Source organism: Actinoplanes utahensis (assembly GCF_016862455.1).
In the GTDB taxonomy this organism is placed as follows: Bacteria; Actinomycetota; Actinomycetes; order Mycobacteriales; family Micromonosporaceae; genus Actinoplanes; species Actinoplanes utahensis.
In genome coordinates, this window is sequence record NZ_BOMZ01000026.1 from 43,204 (window position 1) to 58,804 (window position 15,601).

Sequence of the window (15,601 nt, forward strand, 5' to 3'; positions counted from 1 at the left end):
AGCATGGAGGAGACCGTGTCGTCGACGAAGGACCGGCAGCGCGCGGCGGCGCGGGCCCGGCTCGAGAAGGAGATGGCCGAGCGCTCGGCGGCCGCCCGTAAGCGCCGGCAACGGCAGGCGATCATCGGCTCCGCACTCGCGGTCGTCGTCATCGCGGGCGCCGCGGTCGTCCTCGTCCGGTGGCTGAACCCGAAGAAGGAGACGGCGACCGCGGCCGCCGGCGCCACCTGTAACTGGATCAAGTCGGACGAGGCCACCGGCGGCAAGGTCAAGGACACCGGCGGCACCCCGCCGACCACCGTGCCGAACTCCGGCGCCGGGACCTGGACGCTCGACACGAACCTGGGCAAGATCACGGCCGCGGTCGACAAGGCGAAGTCGCCGTGCACCGTCGCCGCCTTCGACTACCTGGCGTCCAAGAAGTTCTGGGACAACACCAAGTGCCACCGCCTCACCACCGAGGGCATCAAGGTCCTGCAGTGCGGTGACCCGTTCGCGACCGGCAACGGCTACCGCGACACCGACGGCCAGGGCGGCCCCAACTTCATGTACGCCGAGGAGAACCTCCCGGCCAACCAGAACCCGAGCTACCCGAAGGGCACCCTCGCGATGGCGCGGACCCAGATGGAAGCCACCACGGGCAGCCAGTTCTTCATCGTGTGGGAGGACATCTCCGCGGAGAGCCTGCCGCCGCAGTACACCGTCCTCGGCAAGATCACCTCTGGCCTCGACATCGTGGAGAAGGTCGGCAAGGACGGCTCGGACAACGCCAACAGCCAGGGCGACGGCCACCCGAAGACCGAGGTCAACATCAAGACCCTGACGATGACCCCGGCGTAACGAACGCCATGTGAAAAGGCCCCGGGTTCGCCCGGGGCCTTTTCTCGTCGGTAGGTGTCAGGCGCCCGAGGTGACCCGGTAGGCGTCGAAGACACCGTCGACCTTGCGGACCGCCGCAACCAGGTGACCGAGGTGTTTCGGATCGGCCATCTCGAACGTGAACCGGCTGACCGCCACCCGGTCCCGGGTGGTGGTGACCGTCGCGGACAGGATGTTGACCCGCTCCTCGGACAGCACCCGGGTCACGTCGGCCAGCAGCTTGTGCCGGTCCAGCGCCTCCACCTGGATGGCGACCAGGAAGGTGGACGCCGACGTCGGTTTCCAGCTCACCTCGACCAGCCGCTCGGACTGATCGCGCAGGTCCTCGGCGTTGGCGCAGTCCTCCCGGTGCACGCTCACCCCGCCGGAGCGGGTGACGAACCCGAACACGGTGTCGCCGGGCACCGGGGTGCAGCAGCGGGCCAGTTTCACCCAGACGTCCGAGACGCCCTTCACCACCACGCCGGGGTCCTGCGCGGAGCTGCGGTTGCGCGGCGGCCGGGTGGCGACGGCGGTCTCGGCGATGTCCTCGACCGCGCCCTCCTCACCGCCGAAGCCGGCGACCAGTTTCTGCACGACCGACTGGGCGGAGACGGTGTTCTCCCCCACCGCGGCGTAGAGCGAGGCGACGTCCGGCAGATGCAGATCGCGGGCGATCGTCATCAGGTTCTCGCCGGTGAGCATGCGCTGCAGGGGCAGGCCCTGCTTGCGCATCGCCTTGACGATCGCCTCCTTGCCGTCCTCGATCGCCTCCTCGCGGCGCTCCTTGTTGAAGAACTGGCGGATCTTCGTCCGGGCACGGGGGCTCTTGACGAAGCCGAGCCAGTCCTGCGTGGGGCCGGCCGTCGCGGACTTGGACGTGAAGATCTCGATCACGTCGCCGTTGGACAGCGGGGACTCCAGGGGCACGAGCTTGCCGTTGACCCGGGCGCCGATGCACTTGTGCCCGACCTCGGTGTGCACCGCGTAGGCGAAGTCGACCGGGGTCGAGCCGGTCGGCAGCGGGATCACGTCGCCCTTCGGCGTGAAGACGTAGACCTCCTGGCTGGAGAGGTCGAACCGCAACGCGTCCAGGAACTCGGACGGGTCGCTGGCCTCCCGCTGCCAGTCGAGCAGCTGCCGCAGCCAGGTCATCTCGTCGATGTGCGCCGGCGGGCCGACGATCGTCGCGCCCTTCTGCTCCTTGTATTTCCAGTGCGCGGCGATGCCGAACTCGGCGGTGCGGTGCATCGCGAACGTGCGGATCTGCATCTCGACCGGCTTGCCGGTCGGGCCGATGACCGTCGTGTGCAACGACTGGTACATGTTGAATTTCGGCATCGCGATGTAGTCCTTGAACCGGCCCGGCACGGGCTGCCAGTTCGCGTGGATGACGCCCAGCGCGGCGTAGCAGTCGCGGACCGTGTCGACCAGGATGCGGACGCCGACCAGGTCGTAGATGTCGTTGAAGTCGCGACCCCGGACGATCATCTTCTGGTAGATCGAGTAGAGGTGCTTGGGGCGGCCGGTCACCTCGGCCTTGATCTTCGCCGATTTGAGGTCGAGCTGGACCCGGTTGGTCACCTGGCGCAGCAGCGCCTCACGCTGCGGCTGGTGCTCCCCGATCAGGCGGTTGATCTCCTCGAACCGCTTCGGGAAGAGGGTGCCGAAGGCCAGGTCCTCCAGCTCCCACTTGATCGTGTTCATCCCGAGGCGGTGCGCCAGCGGGGCCAGGATCTCCAGGGTCTCCTTGGCCTTCTGCTCCTGTTTGGCACGGGGCAGGAAGGTCAGGGTGCGCATGTTGTGCAGCCGGTCGGCCAGCTTGATCACGAGGACCCGGGGGTCCTTCGCCATCGCCACGACCATCTTGCGGATCGTCTCCGCCTTGGCCGCGTCACCGAGCTTGACCCGGTCGAGTTTCGTCACGCCGTCGACCAGCAGCGCCACCTCGGCGCCGAAGTCGTTGCGCATGTTCTCCAGCGAGTAGTCGGTGTCCTCGATGGTGTCGTGCAGCAGCGCGGCGACGAGCGTCGTGGTGTCCATGCCCAGGTTGGCCAGGATGGTGGCCACCGCGAGCGGGTGCGTGATGTAGGGGTCGCCGGACTTGCGATACTGCCCCGAGTGCCAGCGGGCGGCGACGTCGAACGCCTTCTGCAGGGCGCGGGCGTCGGCTTTCGGATGGCTGGCACGGTGGGTCGCGATCAGCGGCTCGAGAACCTCGCTGACCTGCGTGCTCTGCCACGGGGCGTTGAAGCGGGCGAGCCGGGCCCGCACCCGGCGCCCGGTCGGCGCGCTGGCGAGACCGCCGAAGCCGTTGCCCGACTCATCGGCCGGAGCAAGAGGCTGCGTGCTTTCGAGATCGCCGGGCGTCACATCGCCCGGGTCCTGGGTCGGTTGCACCGTGCCCTCCGCCGGAGGGGCGACGTCGCTGGACACCGGCCTCCTCACAAGTTCGCCGGGATCTGTCGGCCCCGGCCCACTCGCGAGTTCGCCGGGATCAAAACCAGGTTTGGTCACCTTGGAACGCCCATCCTACCCGCACCGCCCTGCTGATTGCCCCGACCGAACCTACGAATGAGCAGGGCCGGCCGGGCGAATGACATCGAAGACGGATCAAACGGTCAAGAGCGCGTGAACCTTGTGCCCGCCCAGCCGCTCCCGGCCGTCCAGGAAACCCAGCTCCATCAGCACGGTGAACCCGGCCACCACCCCGCCGGCCTGCTCGACCAGGTCGATCGTCGCAGCCGCGGTGCCACCGGTGGCGAGCACGTCGTCGACCACCAGAACCCGCTGTCCGGGCGTGAACGCGCCCTCGTGCACCTCCAGGGTGGCCTCGCCGTACTCCAGCGCGTACGAGGCGGAGAAGGCGGGCCGCGGCAGCTTGCCGGCCTTACGGACCGGGACGACCCCGAGGCCGGTCGCGTACGCGATCGCGGCCGCCAGCACGAACCCGCGCGCCTCGACCCCGGCCACCACATCGAACGAGTCCGGCCCGTAGTGCGCGACGACGCCGTCGACGACCCTCCGGAACGCCGGGCCGTCACCGAAGAACGGCATCAGGTCCTTGAAGACGATGCCCGGTTTCGGGAAGTCCAGCACGTCGACGGTGCCACCGGCGACCAGCGCCGCCAGCTCGGGCCCGCTGTCGCCGGTCACCGGCGGGTTCTCGCTACTCACGGCGGACAGCCTAGAGGACGACGGCCCGCCACCCCGGTCGGGTGGCGGGCCGTGGAGCCGTCACGACGGTCAGGGGCGCTTGCCCCCGGGCCGGTTGACGTTGCGCTTCTGCACCGGGCGGGCGCCCGGACGCGGGGTGGTGCTGCCGGCGTACGCGGGCACCTCGTCCGAGGCGGTCATGTTCGACCGGCCGCCCCGCTCGCCCTTGGCCACGTCCTCGGAGCGCTGCGCGCGGCGGGCCAGCACCCGGGCGTTGTGCGCCTTGATCTTCGGCTCGCGGTCCTTGAGCCAGCTCAGCACCGGGGCGGCGAAGAAGATCGACGAGTAGACGCCGATGCCCATACCGACGAAGAGCACCAGGCCCAGGTCCTTCAGGGTGCCCGCACCCAGCAGGCCGGCACCGATGAACAGCACGCCGCCGACCGGCAGCATCGCCACCAGGCTGGTGTTCAGCGAACGCATCAGGGTCTGGTTGATGGCGAGGTTGGTCGCCTCGGCATAGGTCCGGGAACTGCCCGCGGTGACACCGCGGGTGTTCTCCTGCACCTTGTCGAAGACGACCACCACGTCGTACAGCGAATAACCGAGGATGGTCAGGAAGCCGATCACCGTGTACGGCGTGAGCTCGAACCCGACCAGCGCATAGATCCCCGCGGTGAACGTCAGGTCGAGCAGCAGGGAGGCGAACGCCGCGGCTGCCATCCGCCACTCGAACCGGACGACCAGGTACGCCGTGACCAGGGCCAGGAAGATCACCAGGCCGAGGATGGCCTTGTTGATGACCGTCCCGCCCCAGGCCGAGGAGACCTGCTGGTCGCTGATCTGGCCGGCTTCCATGCCCAGTTCCCCGGCGAGGGCCACCTTCGCCCGCTGCATCTGGTCCGGGGTGAGCTCCGCGGTGCGGATCTTGAAGTTCACCTCGGCGCCGTCACCGACCTGCTGGGCCGGCTTGACCTCGGCGCCCGGCTCGACCGACTCCACCGCGGTGGCCACCGCGCCGGAGACCTCCTCCTGGGTGAGGGTCTTACCCGCCACCTGCCCGGGCACGTTGAACTCGCTTCCGCCGGCGAATTCGATGCCCAGGTTGAAGCCGCGGATCAGGATCGCGCCGATGGCGACGATCACCAAGGTGGCCGCGATGGAGAACCACATCTTCCGGCGGCCGACGACGTTGAGGTTCGCCTCGCCCTGGTAGAGACGAGTGGCAAGCCCGGGACCGGCCATGTCAGGCCTCCTTCACGCGCGAGGAGACGGGCTCCTCGGTCTGGCTGCGGCGCAGAACACGGCCGAGGCCGCTGACTGTCGGCGACAGGAACGCCTTCGTGCTGGCGAGCAACGTCATGATCGGATGACGGAAGAGGAACACCACGAGCAGGTCCAGCACGGTCGAGAGGCCGAGGGCGAAGGCGAGGCCCTGCACCTGACCGATCGACACGATGTAGAGAACCACGGCACACATGATCGTGATGGCGTTCGCTGAAATGATCGTGCGCCGGGCCCGCTGCCATGCGCGCGGCACCGCGGCGCGCGGGCTGCGGCCCTCGTGGATCTCGTCCTTGAGCCGCTCGAAGTAGATGATGAACGAGTCCGCCGCCACACCCAGCGAGACGATGAAGCCGACGATGCCGGCCAGCGTCAGGGTGAAGCCGATCGAGCGGCCCAGGAAGACCAGGGCGCCGAAGGTGAGCAGGGCGGAGAGACCCAGGCTCAGGAAGATCACCAGACCGAGCATCCGGTAGTAGAAGAACGAGTAGATCGCCACCAGGCCGAGGCCGATCGCCGCGGCGAGCAGACCCGCCTCCAGCTGCTGGCCGCCGACGGTCGCGGAGACGGTCTGGGCCGGGCCGGCGGTGAAGGTGACCGGGATGGCGCCGAAGTTCAGCTGGTCGGCGAGCTCCTTGGCGCTGGCGGCGTTGAAGTCGCCGGTGATCTGCGACTGGCCGGTGAGCACGGCCTGGATGGTCGGCGCGGAGATGATCGTCTTGTCCAGCACCACGGCCACCGAGCAGTGCTCGGCGGTGCCGCCGTAGAGCATGCCCGCGGCGACGAAGCAGGCGTCGGTCTGGGTGGCCTCGTACGCCTTACGCGTCAGCGCCGCCCACTTCTTCTGCCCCTCGCTCTTGAAGTCGAGCGCGACGACCCACTGGTTGGTCGTCTGGTCCAGCTGGTGGCTCGCCTCGGCGATGTCGTCACCGACGACCTCCGCCTTGTCCAGCTTCACCTTGGCGCCGTTGTAGCAGGCGACGACCTCGGCGTCGACGGCGTCGATGGCGCCGTTCGGCCGCTGGTCGAGCTGCGCGCAGCTGATCGTCGGGACGTTGAACTGCATCTGCGGGCCGAGTGCGTTGACCTCCACGCCGGTCAGCGAGGCGAACGCCTTGAACGGCAGGCCGGCCTTCGGGTCGGTGCCGAGCTCGACCGGGGCGGTCAGCTTCTCGGCGGCGGTCCAGGCGGCCGCGCCGACCTTCTTCTCGATGGCGGCGCGCAGCTCCTTGACGTCCTGCGTGACCGGGGCCGGAGCCGCGGCGGACGCGGACGGCGCCGGGGCGGGCGCCGCGGCGGAGGCGGACGCCGCCGGAGCGGCAGCGGAACCGCTGACGCTCGGGCTCGGCGCGACCTGGCCGCCGCCCTGACCGCCGGCCGACGGGGCGGACGACGCCTTCGGCGCGGTGCCCGACGCCTTCGGAGCCGCGCTGCCGCTCGTGGCCGGGGCCGCGGCGCTGCCGCTCGGCTTCGGGGCGGCGCTGCCGCTGACCGACGGGCTCGGGGCCGGGGTCGTCGGGTTGAGCGCGCTCTCGGCCACGTCCCCGGTCACGCCGGTGAGCAGCCGGAACCGCATGTTCGCCGCGTTCGACAGGTCTTTGAGCTGGTCCTCGGCCTTGCCGGCGAGCGAGACGACGATGGTGTCGCGGCCCTGGATGACCACCTCGGCCTCGGAGACGCCGAGCGCGTTGACCCGGCTCTCGATGATCTCCTGGGCGGTCTTCATCGCCTCCGTCGTGGGCGGCTGGCCCAGCTGGGAGGCGACGTAGGTGGCCTGCGTGCCACCGATCAGGTCGAGGCCGAGCTTCGGCTCCAGCCGGTCCTTCCAGCTGCCCTTCGCGTCAGCGGCGAAGAAGACGGCCAGATACAGGACGAGGAAGACCAGACCGAGCACGCCTAGCTGGCGTCCAGGATGCATCTGTCCCTGTGGTGGTCGTGCCACGGTTCTTGGTCTCCCTGTGTTCCGGCCGCGCGACGGCGCGGCGCTATCTGTCTGTGACCGGCCGTCGACGGTCGAACGGCGGGCTGACGCACCGGTCCGGCATGATCACCGCCGGCCGGTGCGGGGGGAAATCCGGATCAGTCCTGCTTGCGCACTTCGGTGACGGGGCTCTCCGGCGATGTCGCCGCGGTCTCCTCCGCGCCGGCGGCGACCGGCGGGGCGGCGTCAGGCTCCGGAACGACCTCATCGAACTTCTGAACGACCCGGGCGATCGCGGGACGCGCGAAACGGACCTCGACACCGGGCGCGATCTCCAGGAGCACCGCGTCGTCGGCGATTCCGCGAACGGTGCCGTGCAGGCCGCCGATCGTCACGATCTCGTCGCCCGGACCGAGCGTGTTCTGCATCTCCATCGCCTTGCGGCGCTGCTTCTGCTGCGGGCGGATCATCACGAAGTACATGAACCCGAAGAGCAGCGCGATGATGATGAGGAACGAGTAATTGCCGCCGCTGGCTTGGTCAGCTGCCTGAACCACGAAGAAGGCCTTCCGTAGGCCGCGGCGCGACGAGTGGGCGGGCGCCGAGGCGATATGCAGATTCCGGATGGAACGGCGGCGAGTCTAATAGGTCAACCTGGAGATAACGAATGCGGCACACGTCACGTTCACATCACGAGGGAAAACCCTGTGCCGGACGCGGACACGACCTCCCGTGACGAGGCGAAAGCGCCGGTCGGGGCTCATGTGTCCCGGGCGAACAGATCGCCTTGGAACACCCCGGAACGCCCGTCCGCCGGGGGTGTCCGCCCCAGGTGGGCCCAGCCGGCCTCGGTCGCGACCCGGCCCCGCGGAGTCCGGGCCAGCAGCCCCGCCCGCACCAGGAACGGCTCGCACACCTCCTCCACGGTGTCCGACTGCTCCCCCACCGCGACCGCGAGCGTGGACAGCCCGACCGGCCCACCCTTGAACGACTCGATGAGCGCCCGCAGCACCGCCCGGTCCAGACGGTCCAGGCCGAGCGCGTCGACGTCGTACACCTGCAACGCCGCCTTGGCGACCGCCTCGGTGATCACACCGTCCGCGCGCACCTCGGCGAAGTCCCGCACCCGGCGCAGCAGCCGGTTGGCGATCCGGGGGGTGCCCCGGGAGCGGCGCGCGACCTCGGCGGCGCCGTCCGGATCGATCCGCACCCCGAGGATCCGGGCCGACCGGTGCAGCAGCGCGTCCAGATCCTCGTGGGAGTAGAAGTCGAGGTGCGCGACGAAACCGAACCGGTCACGCATCGGCCCGGACAGCAGACCGGCCCGGGTGGTCGCGCCGACGAGCGTGAACGGCTCCACGTCGAGCGGGATCGCGGTGGCGCCCGGCCCCTTGCCGACCACCACGTCGACCCGGAAGTCCTCCATCGCGCTGTAGAGCAGTTCCTCGGCCGGTTTCGCGATCCGGTGGATCTCGTCGATGAACAGCACGTCGCCGGGGGCGAGGCCGGTCAGGATCGCCGCCAGATCGCCGGACCGCTCGATCACCGGGCCGCTGGTGGTCCGGATCCCGGTGCCGAGCTCGGCCGCCACGATGTTGGCCAGGGTGGTCTTACCCAGGCCGGGCGGGCCGGACAGCAGGATGTGGTCGGGCGGCGTGCCCCGGCCCATGGAGGCCTTGAGCAGCAGTTCGAGCTGGTCGCGGACCCGGTGCTGGGCGATGAAGTCGGCCAGTCGCTTGGGCCGGACACTGGCCTCGGCGTCCAGATCCTCGTCATAGGCGTCCGGCGACACGAGACCGTCGCCCTCGGAGGAGGTCATCGGGTCTTGCCCAGCAGGCGGATCGCCTGGCGCAGCAGCACCGGAACGGGCGGCGCCTCACCGTCGATCGTCTCGCCGACCGCGGCGACCGCCTGATCGGCCTGTGCCGCCGTCCACCCGAGGGCGAGCACACCCTGCCGGACCTGCTCCTGCCAGGCGCCGTTGAGCAGCCCGGCCGAGCCGTTGCCGGCCGCCGCCAGCGGGCCGATCTTGTCCTTGAGCTCCACGATCATCTTCTCGGCGCCACGCTTGCCGATCCCCGGGACGGCGGTCAGGACCGCGACCTCGGAGCCGGCCAGCGCACGGCGTACCACATCGGGCTGGTGGACCGCGAGCACCGCCTGCGCGATCCGCGGACCCACCCCGTTGGCCGTCAGGAGCAGCTCGAAGAGCTGTTTCTCGTCGTCGTCGGCGAAGCCGAACAGGGTGAGCGAGTCCTCTCGCACGATCAGGGTGGTCGCGAGCCGGGCCTCGGCGCCGACGCGCAGCCCGGCGAGCGTGTTCGGCGTGCACAGGACGCGCATGCCGACACCGCCCACCTCGACCACGGCGCTGTCGTGGAGGATCGCGGTGACCACACCGCGCACACTGGCGATCATCGGCTGCTCCTGCGGGCGGCGGACCTGGCTGCGGACACGGCGGCGGCCTGTGCCGCGGCCTGAAGGCGGGCGCGGGTGCCCCCGCGCCAGATGTGACAGATGGCGATCGCGATCGCGTCGGCGGCGTCCGCGGGCTTCGGCGGGGCGTCCAGTTTCAGCAGCCGGGTCACCATGGACGTGACCTGCGCCTTGTCGGCCGTGCCGGACCCGGTGACCGCCGCCTTCACCTCACTCGGAGTGTAGGTCTGCACCGGCAGCCCGGCCCGGGCGCCGGCCAGGATAGCGACCCCGCTGGCCTGCGCGGTGCCCATCACGGTCCGGGCGTTGTGCTGGGAGAACACCCGCTCGACGGCGACACTCTCCGGCTGGTGCTCGGCGACCAGGGCGGCCAGCGAACGGTCCAGGTGGAGCAGGCGCTGGGCGATGTCCTCGTCCGGTTCGCTGCGCACGACGGTGTAGGCGACGAGTCTGCCCAGCCGGCCCGGCACCCCTTCGACGACGCCGACGCCGCATCGAGTCAGCCCCGGGTCGATGCCGAGCACGCGCACCAACTGTCTCCCCTCGCGTACGTGTGTTCGACACCCTAATACCCGTACGACTTGCGGCTTCCGCCGACACGCCTCGACGATGGATGTGGGAGGTCCGCCATGCGTCTCATTCCGCCGATGGACGACGAGCCGCCACCGGATTACGTCGCCTTCGTCGCGTCGCACCAACAGCAGCTGCGAGCCGAGGCGTATCGCCTGGTCGGCGGCGCACCGGTGTTCGAGGAGATCTATCGCGACGTGCTCACCGATCTGGCCGGGCGGTGGCGGCGGCTGCGCTGGCTCGGCAAGACCGAGGCGCACATGCGGCAGCGCCTGGCGGCGCGCACGAAACAGTGGCGCGAGGATCAGGTCTACGACGTGGAGGTGCGGGTGCTGCGGCCACCGTCACCGGCGGTTCCGGTCCGCTCTCCGGGTGGCAGCTTGGCGCTGCGCAAGGCCGCGGTCCTCGAGGGTACGGCCAGAGCCGCCCTGGACGCCCTGGCGGATGCCGAGATCGCCTGGGTGCACGCTTACCTTCGCAGTCAGTGGCGGCGCGCTCTCGCCTATGCGATCGGCAGTGTGCTCCTGGTGCTCACCATGATCCAATACATGGCCTGGCTGAGCACCGACCCCCTCTAGCGTTGATACTCCAGCTAGCGTTGATACTCCAGCTCGAGCTCCGACAGCAGGAGTGACCGCACCTTGGTGTAGCCCGGTTTGTCGCGGCACTCGTTCAGCCGGAAGATCGTGACGACCGCGTCATCATCTGACCGGTCCGGGGTCTCGTCGGCGATCCAGTATTCCGGGATGCGATGTACCGCATACCAGAGCTTCTTATCCGTGTATTCCCCGTTGGGGGAATTTCGCGAGACGACTTCGACTACCAGCGAGTAGAACGAGGGCTCCAGATTCGAGTAGTCCGTCGCACCTGCTGGCAGGTGCGTGACCACACCGACGTCCGGAAGGCGGCAGTCTCGCGGTCGGACTCCGCGCACCCCAGGGTCCTGGAACACGCGGAGACCAGCCACACGAAGCATGTAGTAGAGACGCCCCGAGATGTCCTTATGCCAGAACGTGGACGGCGTCATGATGACAAGGTTTCCGCTGTGCAGCTCGTAGCGGAGGCCTTCGGGCAGGTGAATGAGGTCATCGACATCCAGGTCCTCGAACAATGACCTATTGATCTCAGTCATGGCGGTCAGCACCCCTTCACCCTACTAGCTCCGTATCAACCTGTCACTCGTCAATGAGCGCCATTACCTCGTCGGAGATATCGGCGTTGGTGTAGATCTCCTGGACGTCGTCGCAGTCCTCCAGGACGTCGACGAGCTTCAGCACCTTGCGGGCCGCCTCCTCGTCGACCGGCACGAACATCGTCGGCACCAGCGGCGACTCCGCCGAGTCGTAGTCGATGCCCGCGTTCTGCAGGGCCGTCCGCACCGCGACCAGGTCGGTCGGCTCGCTGACCACCTCGAACGAGTCGCCGTGGTCGTTGATCTCCTCGGCGCCGGCCTCGAGCACCGCCAGCATCAGGTCGTCCTCGGTCAGCTCGCCCTTCGGGACGATCACGACGCCCTTGCGGTTGAAGAGGTACGAGACCGAGCCGGCGTCGGCGAACGTGCCGGCGTTGCGGGTCAGTCGGGTGCGCACCTCGGTGGCCGCCCGGTTCCGGTTGTCGGTCAGGCACTCGATGAGCAGGGCCACGCCGTTCGGGCCGTAACCCTCGTACATGATCGTCTGCCAGTCGGCGCCGCCGGCCTCGAGGCCGGAACCGCGCTTGACCGCGTTGTTGATGTTGTCGTTCGGAACCGACGACTTCTTCGCCTTCTGGATGGCGTCGTAGAGCGTGGGGTTACCAGCCGGATCTCCACCACCGGTCCGGGCCGCGACCTCGATGTTCTTGATCAGCTTGGCGAACATCTTGCCGCGCTTGGCGTCGATGACGGCCTTCTTGTGCTTGGTCGTCGCCCACTTGGAGTGGCCGGACATGCGTAACCTCCGCTTTGATCAAAGGGCCTGACGGACCATCTCGACGAAGTACCGGTGGACACGGAGGTCACCGGTGAGCTCCGGGTGGAAAGCCGTGGCGAGCAGGTTCCCCTGCCGAACGGCCACAATCCTACCGGCGGCGGCACCCTCGGCCACGCGGCCCAGCACCCGCACGTCGCCGCCGACCTCCTCGACCCACGGCGCGCGGATGAAGACGGCATGGAACGGCCCGCCGTCGATGTCGTCGATCACGACCGGGGCCTCGAACGAGTCGACCTGCCGGCCGAACGCGTTACGCCGCACGGTCATCTCGATGCCCTGGAACGACTCCTGATCGGGACGGCCGTCCAGCACATCGGTGGCCAGCAGGATCATGCCGGCGCAGGACCCGTACACCGGCATGCCGTCGGCGATCCGCTTGCGGATCGGGTCGAGCAGCCCGAAGGTGACCGCCAGCTTGCTGATCGCCGTCGACTCACCGCCCGGGAGCACCAGGCCGTCGATGTCGGCGAGCTCCTCCGGGCGGCGGACGGGCCGGGCCAGCACGTCCGACTCGGCCAGCGCGGAAAGGTGTTCGCGCACGTCGCCCTGCAGGGCCAGCACTCCGATGTTCACGGCTCCCACAATAGGCAGGAGCCCGCACCAGCAGGTAAAGCAGGCCACCGGGGAGCCGATTGGCTATCGGAGCGCGCATCGCCGCTTCGTAGGATCCCGTTCATCAGCCAATCCGCACGAGGAGCCGAATCCCCATGTCTGAGAACCAGCCCGCCGTCGGAACCGCCCGCGTCAAGCGCGGCATGGCCGAGATGCTCAAGGGCGGCGTGATCATGGACGTGGTCAACGCCGAGCAGGCGAAGATCGCCGAGGACGCCGGCGCCGTCGCGGTCATGGCGCTGGAACGCGTCCCGGCCGACATCCGCGCCCAGGGCGGCATCTCCCGGATGTCCGACCCCGACATGATCGAGAACATCATCGGCACCGTCTCGATCCCGGTGATGGCCAAGGCCCGGATCGGGCACTTCGTCGAGGCCCAGGTGCTGCAGGCGCTCGGTGTCGACTACGTCGACGAGTCCGAGGTGCTGTCCCCGGCCGACTTCGCCAACCACATCGACAAGTGGCAGTTCACCGTGCCGTTCGTCTGCGGCGCCACCAACCTGGGCGAGGCGCTGCGCCGGATCACCGAGGGCGCGGCCATGATCCGGTCCAAGGGTGAGGCCGGCACCGGCGACGTCTCCAACGCCACCACCCACATGCGGAGGATCCGCGCCGAGATCCGCCGCCTGCAGACGCTGCCGGAGGACGAGCTGTACGTCGCGGCCAAGGAGCTGCAGGCGCCGTACGAGCTGGTCAAGGAGGTCGCCGAGGCCGGCCGGCTCCCGGTGGTGCTGTTCACCGCCGGCGGCATCGCCACCCCCGCCGACGCCGCGATGATGATGCAGCTGGGCGCCGAGGGCGTCTTCGTCGGCTCCGGCATCTTCAAGTCCGGCAACCCGGCCCAGCGTGCCGCCGCGATCGTCAAGGCCACCACGTTCCACGACGACCCGGACGTGATCGCCAAGGTCTCCCGCGGTCTCGGCGAGGCCATGGTGGGCATCAACGTCGAGGACGAGCCGGTCCCGCACCGCCTCTCCGAGCGCGGCTGGTAGACCGGTTCCGGCCGGCTGTCACTGCTGTCTCCGCGGGTGCTGATACAGCAGTGACGACCAGCCGGGGTCCACAGACCGGCCGGGGTCTACACCGCCTGCGCCGGCAGGACGCCCTCGGCCGGCGGGGCGGGCGTGGGCACCGGGATGGCCGGCATGTCCGGCAGGGACGGCTCGACGATGTCGAAGTAGTACGGCCGCGGGTAGCGGCGGGCCAGGCGGAACAGCCGGACGAAGACCCGGCGGCGGGCGTTCAGCGCGTCGCGGACCAGATCGGTGTGCACCTGCCGGGCCAGCACCACCCGCCGGCTGGTGACCGCGAGGGTCCGCACCGCCGGGTCCGCCGGGTCCAGGCTGATCGTCTGCAACTGCCGGGTCAGATCGTTCTCCGCGCTCTCCCGCTCCCCCGGCTCGGCGTCCAGGGCGAGACGGGCGGCCGCGTACAGCTCGACCGTCTCGGACTGCTCGGCGACGACCGCGGCCGCCGCGGCACGGCGCAACAGATGCGCGTCCAGGGCGCGCTCGGCCGACCGCGCCCGCGTGTGCAGACGCTCCACCCGTTGGGCGGTCCAGCCGAGGTACGCCGAGAAGATCGCGGCCAGCACGACGACTCCCACCACCCACCACATGCGGGGCATCGTAGTGCCCGGCGTTCACCGCTCCTGTGGTGAGGACCACTCGTCGTCGAAAACCCGACCGTCGGCGGCCTCGATGGCTGTCGCGTAGACCTCGAGCACCCGGTTGGCCACACTCGGCCAGTCGAACGCGCCGACGACGGTCCGCGCGCACGATGACAGGTCGGCCCGACGGGCCGGATCGTCCATCAGCTCGCCCAGCAGCCGGGCCAGCGCGTCAGCGTCCCCATTAGGGAAGAGAGCCCCGGCGCGGCCGCCGTCGAGGACCCGGCGGAACGCGTCCAGGTCGCTGGCGGCGATCGCGGCGCCGGCGGCCATCGCCTCGGTGAGGATCATGCCGAAGCTCTCGCCGCCGGTGTTCGGGGCGACGTAGACGTCGACGCTGCGCAGCATCCGGGCCTTGTCCGGTTCGGAGACCAGGCCGAGGAACTCCACCCGGTCGTGTAGCTCCTTGGGGATGTCGTCGTACAGCTCGTCGCGGTCACCCGGACCGGCCACCAGCAGCCGCAGGCCGGGCCGCTGCTCGGCCAGCGACACGAACGCCGTACGCAGCAGCGGGAAGCCCTTGCGCGACTCGGTGAAACGGCCGAGGAAACCGAGGGCGCCGCCCTCGCCGGGCCATCCCGGCAACGGCGGAGCCGAGGCGAACTTGCGGACCGCGACCCCGTTGGGGATCTCCACCGCGCCGCCGCCGAGGTGTTCCACCTGCACCTTGCGGGCGAGCTCGCTGACCGCGATCCGGGCGGTGATCTTCTCCATCACCGGTTGCAGGAAGTTCTGCAGCCCGGACAGCGCCCGGGAACGGGTCATCGCGGTGTGGAAGGTGGCCACGACCGGCCCGCGCGCCGACAGCACCGCCAGGAACGACAGGCTCGGCGACAGCGGCTCGTGCACGTGCAGCACGTCGAACTCGCCGCGGCGCAGCCAGCGGCGGACCCGGGCGGTGGACACCGGGCCGAACGCGATCCGGGCGACCGAGCCGTTGTAGGGCAACGGCACGGCCCGGCCGGCGGGCACCACGTAGGCCGGCAGCTCGGCGTCGTCGTCGGCGGGCGCCAGGACGCTCACCTCGTGACCGAGGCCGAGCAGTGCCTCCGCCAGGTCCATGATGTGGTTCTGCACACCGCCGGGGACGTCGAACGAGTAGGGCGAGACGATCCCGATCCGCAC

At 69.7% G+C, this 15,601-nt stretch carries 16 protein-coding genes; 3 read left to right on the plus strand and 13 right to left on the minus strand.

The window, feature by feature from the left end:
• Window positions 1–3: 3 nt before the first annotated feature.
• Entirely contained in the window at window positions 4–840 is an 837-nt protein-coding gene (locus Aut01nite_RS07835) for a peptidylprolyl isomerase (protein WP_043528571.1), read from the plus strand.
• Between the two features lie 57 nt (window positions 841–897).
• On the opposite strand, the gene Aut01nite_RS07840 is transcribed toward Aut01nite_RS07835, so the two are convergent.
• From Aut01nite_RS07840 to ruvC, 8 genes are all read right to left on the minus strand, one after another.
• Window positions 898–3,294, minus strand: coding sequence for a RelA/SpoT family protein (locus tag Aut01nite_RS07840; protein WP_043528572.1), 2,397 nt, complete (start codon window positions 3,292–3,294; stop codon window positions 898–900).
• A gap of 177 nt (window positions 3,295–3,471) precedes the next feature.
• The gene (locus tag Aut01nite_RS07845; protein WP_043528574.1) at window positions 3,472–4,035 is read right to left on the minus strand and encodes an adenine phosphoribosyltransferase; all 564 of its coding nucleotides are present in this window, start codon (window positions 4,033–4,035) and stop codon (window positions 3,472–3,474) included.
• 69 nt (window positions 4,036–4,104) lie between these two features.
• Window positions 4,105–5,259 (minus strand): protein translocase subunit SecF, encoded by a 1,155-nt coding sequence (secF, locus tag Aut01nite_RS07850; protein ID WP_043528576.1) that lies wholly within the window; start codon window positions 5,257–5,259, stop codon window positions 4,105–4,107.
• A 1-nt stretch (window position 5,260) separates the two neighbouring features.
• Window positions 5,261–7,216: a protein translocase subunit SecD gene (gene secD, locus Aut01nite_RS07855; RefSeq protein WP_043528578.1), complete on the minus strand. Its 1,956-nt coding sequence runs from the start codon at window positions 7,214–7,216 to the stop codon at window positions 5,261–5,263.
• A 161-nt stretch (window positions 7,217–7,377) separates the two neighbouring features.
• Window positions 7,378–7,776: a preprotein translocase subunit YajC gene (yajC, locus tag Aut01nite_RS07860; protein ID WP_043528579.1), complete on the minus strand. Its 399-nt coding sequence runs from the start codon at window positions 7,774–7,776 to the stop codon at window positions 7,378–7,380.
• A gap of 203 nt (window positions 7,777–7,979) precedes the next feature.
• Window positions 7,980–9,038 (minus strand): Holliday junction branch migration DNA helicase RuvB, encoded by a 1,059-nt coding sequence (gene ruvB, locus Aut01nite_RS07865; RefSeq protein WP_043528581.1) that lies wholly within the window; start codon window positions 9,036–9,038, stop codon window positions 7,980–7,982.
• On the minus strand, window positions 9,035–9,637 hold the full coding sequence (gene ruvA / locus Aut01nite_RS07870; protein WP_043528583.1) for a Holliday junction branch migration protein RuvA: 603 nt from the start codon (window positions 9,635–9,637) through the stop codon (window positions 9,035–9,037). The genes ruvB and ruvA overlap by 4 nt, the downstream gene beginning before the upstream one ends.
• Window positions 9,634–10,185 carry a crossover junction endodeoxyribonuclease RuvC gene (gene ruvC / locus Aut01nite_RS07875; RefSeq protein ID WP_043528584.1) on the minus strand — a complete coding sequence of 184 codons (552 nt, stop codon included), beginning with the start codon at window positions 10,183–10,185 and terminating at the stop codon, window positions 9,634–9,636. The genes ruvA and ruvC overlap by 4 nt, the downstream gene beginning before the upstream one ends.
• A gap of 99 nt (window positions 10,186–10,284) precedes the next feature.
• On the opposite strand from ruvC, the gene Aut01nite_RS07880 reads away from it, so the two are divergent.
• Window positions 10,285–10,803 (plus strand): hypothetical protein, encoded by a 519-nt coding sequence (locus tag Aut01nite_RS07880; RefSeq protein WP_043528586.1) that lies wholly within the window; start codon window positions 10,285–10,287, stop codon window positions 10,801–10,803.
• Window positions 10,804–10,817: 14 nt separating this feature from the next.
• Here Aut01nite_RS07880 and Aut01nite_RS07885 read toward each other — a convergent pair whose 3' ends face one another.
• The 3 genes from Aut01nite_RS07885 to pdxT are packed head-to-tail and all read right to left on the minus strand — an operon-like array spanning window position 10,818 to window position 12,768.
• Window positions 10,818–11,369: a Uma2 family endonuclease gene (locus tag Aut01nite_RS07885; RefSeq protein WP_236642908.1), complete on the minus strand. Its 552-nt coding sequence runs from the start codon at window positions 11,367–11,369 to the stop codon at window positions 10,818–10,820.
• Window positions 11,370–11,400: 31 nt separating this feature from the next.
• The gene (locus tag Aut01nite_RS07890) at window positions 11,401–12,153 is read right to left on the minus strand and encodes a YebC/PmpR family DNA-binding transcriptional regulator (RefSeq protein WP_204037471.1); all 753 of its coding nucleotides are present in this window, start codon (window positions 12,151–12,153) and stop codon (window positions 11,401–11,403) included.
• 18 nt (window positions 12,154–12,171) lie between these two features.
• Window positions 12,172–12,768 (minus strand): pyridoxal 5'-phosphate synthase glutaminase subunit PdxT, encoded by a 597-nt coding sequence (gene pdxT / locus Aut01nite_RS07895; RefSeq protein ID WP_083999102.1) that lies wholly within the window; start codon window positions 12,766–12,768, stop codon window positions 12,172–12,174.
• A gap of 134 nt (window positions 12,769–12,902) precedes the next feature.
• On the opposite strand from pdxT, the gene pdxS reads away from it, so the two are divergent.
• On the plus strand, window positions 12,903–13,799 hold the full coding sequence (gene pdxS, locus Aut01nite_RS07900) for a pyridoxal 5'-phosphate synthase lyase subunit PdxS (RefSeq protein ID WP_043525903.1): 897 nt from the start codon (window positions 12,903–12,905) through the stop codon (window positions 13,797–13,799).
• A gap of 86 nt (window positions 13,800–13,885) precedes the next feature.
• Here pdxS and Aut01nite_RS07905 read toward each other — a convergent pair whose 3' ends face one another.
• Both Aut01nite_RS07905 and Aut01nite_RS07910 read right to left on the minus strand, forming a co-directional pair.
• Complete coding sequence (locus tag Aut01nite_RS07905) at window positions 13,886–14,434, minus strand: hypothetical protein (RefSeq protein ID WP_043525905.1); 549 nt, start codon at window positions 14,432–14,434, stop codon at window positions 13,886–13,888.
• Window positions 14,435–14,449: 15 nt separating this feature from the next.
• A complete protein-coding gene (locus tag Aut01nite_RS07910; RefSeq protein ID WP_043525907.1) occupies window positions 14,450–15,601 on the minus strand; it encodes a glycosyltransferase family 4 protein in 1,152 nt (383 codons plus the stop codon).